Raw genomic sequence first — 2,049 nt, forward strand, 5'->3', positions numbered from 1 at the left:
CCCGGCCTCAGCCCGCGGCGGCGTCGCGCTCGGCCCGGGCCCAGCCCTCGCGGGTTGCGTCGCAGAACGCGGCGAGGCGGCCCTCGGCGATGGCCGCCCGCATCCCGGCCATGAGGTCCTGGTAGTAGGACAGGTTGTTCCAGGTCAGCAGCATCATCCCCAGGATCTCGTCCGAGCGGACGAGGTGGTGGAGGTAGGCGCGGGAATACGCGCTCGCCGCCTCGCAGGAGGAGGTCTCGTCCAGCGGCCGCGTGTCCTCGGCGTGGCGGGCGTTACGCAGGTTGATCCGGCCGTGGCGGGTGTAGGCGAGGCCGTGGCGGCCGGCCCGCGTCGGCATCACGCAATCGAACATGTCGATGCCGCGCGAGACCGAGCGCATCAGGTCGTCCGGGGTGCCGACGCCCATCAGGTAGCGCGGCTTGGCCCGTGGCAGGTGCGGCTCCACCGTCTCGATCATGGCGAGCATCACCGCCTGCGGCTCGCCGACCGCGAGGCCGCCGATGGCGTAGCCCTTGAGGTCGAGGCCGGCGAGCGCGCGGGCGCTCTCGACCCGGAGCTCCGGCACGTCGCCGCCCTGCACGATCCCGAACAGAGCCTTGCCCGGCTGCTCGCCGAAGGCGGTGCGGCAGCGCTCGGCCCAGCGCAGGGAGAGGCGCATCGCCTTCTCGATCGCCTCGCGCTCGGCCGGCAGGCGCACGCACTCGTCGAGCTGCATCTGGATGTCGGAGCCGAGCAGGCCCTGGATCTCGATCGAGCGCTCCGGCGACATGTGGTGGGCGGTGCCGTCGACATGCGAGCGGAAGGTCACGCCCTGCTCGTCGAGCTTCCGGAGCGCCGACAGCGACATCACCTGGAAGCCGCCGGAATCGGTGAGGATCGGCCCGTCCCAGCGCATGAAGCGGTGCAGGCCGCCGAGCCGCGCCATCCGCTCGGCGCCCGGGCGCAGCATCAGGTGATAGGTGTTGCCGAGCACCACGTCGGCGCCGAGCGCGCGCACCTGGCTCGCATACATGGCCTTGACCGTGCCGGCGGTGCCGACCGGCATGAAGGCCGGCGTGCGGATCGTTCCCCGCGGCATGGTGATCGCCCCGGTGCGGGCTTGCCCGTCGGTGGCGTGGACGGCGAAGGTGAAGTCTGTGTCGGACATGCTGAGGTGAGACGGCTTCCAGGTTGCCTCGGGCAGCGCCCCCTCGCCCCCCAGATCTCGGGCTTGCCCGAGATCTGTGTACCCGGTGCCCAAATCGGGCAAGCCCGATTTGGGTGCGGGAGAGGGTGGCCCGCGAAGCGGGTCGGGAGAGGGGAGCGACGCTTCCGGATACGGCGCTCCCCTCTCCAGACCCCTGTTCACGCAGGGGCCACCCTCCCCCGCGACGGGGGGAGGGAGATGCGCGGTGTCGGTCAGCCCTATCAGACCTGGGCCGGAAACAGCAGGCTCGAATCGCCGTAGGAGTAGAACCGGTAGCCTTCCGCGATCGCGTGCGCGTAGGCGGCGCGCATGGTGTCGAGGCCGGAGAAGGCCGAGACCAGCATGAACAGGGTCGAGCGCGGCAGGTGGAAGTTGGTCATCAGCGCGTCGACCGCGCGGATGCGCGTGCCGGGGGTGATGAAGATCTCGGTCGGGCCGGCGAAGGGGTGGAGGCGCCCGTCCGCGTCGGCCGCGCTCTCCAGCAGGCGCAGCGCGGTGGTGCCTACCGCCACGATCCGCCCGCCCGCCGCCCGCACCGCGTTCAGGCGCTCGGCGGTCTCGGCCGCCAGGAAGCCGATCTCGGCGTGCATGCGGTGGTCGGCGGTGTCCTCGGCCTTGACCGGCAGGAACGTGCCGGCGCCGACATGCAGGGTGACCGTGTGGCGGCCGATCCCGGCGGCGTCCAGCCGCGCCAGAAGGCCGTCGGAGACGTGCAGCCCGGCGGTGGGAGCGGCGACGGCGCCGGGGTTGCGGGCGTAGACCGTCTGGTAGTCGGTGGCGTCCCGCGCGTCGGTGGGGCGCTTGCCCGCGATGTAGGGCGGCAGCGGCAGCTCGCCGATGGCGGCGACGGCCTCGTCGAGGGC

The 2,049-nt window shown here is 72.5% G+C and carries 2 protein-coding genes; both read right to left on the reverse strand.

Features of this window, described 5'->3' with window-relative positions; genetic code table 11:
• Positions 1 to 7 precede the first annotated feature (7 nt).
• Positions 8 to 1,147, reverse strand: coding sequence for a tRNA guanosine(34) transglycosylase Tgt (gene tgt, locus FV223_RS26215; RefSeq protein ID WP_147729673.1), 1,140 nt, complete (start codon positions 1,145 to 1,147; stop codon positions 8 to 10).
• 260 nt (positions 1,148 to 1,407) lie between these two features.
• The coding region (locus FV223_RS26225) for an S-adenosylmethionine:tRNA ribosyltransferase-isomerase (protein ID WP_187276256.1) at positions 1,408 to 2,049 on the reverse strand (642 nt) is incomplete at its 5' end.

Origin of the sequence: Methylobacterium sp. WL116 (assembly GCF_008039455.1) — a bacterium.
Classification (GTDB): Bacteria; Pseudomonadota; Alphaproteobacteria; order Rhizobiales; family Beijerinckiaceae; genus Methylobacterium.

Bases quoted from the DNA above. Each gene is read 5' to 3' on its own strand.
- tgt (WP_147729673.1), bottom strand. From the start codon at position 1,147: ATGTCCGACACAGACTTCACCTTCGCCGTCCACGCCACCGACGGGCAA.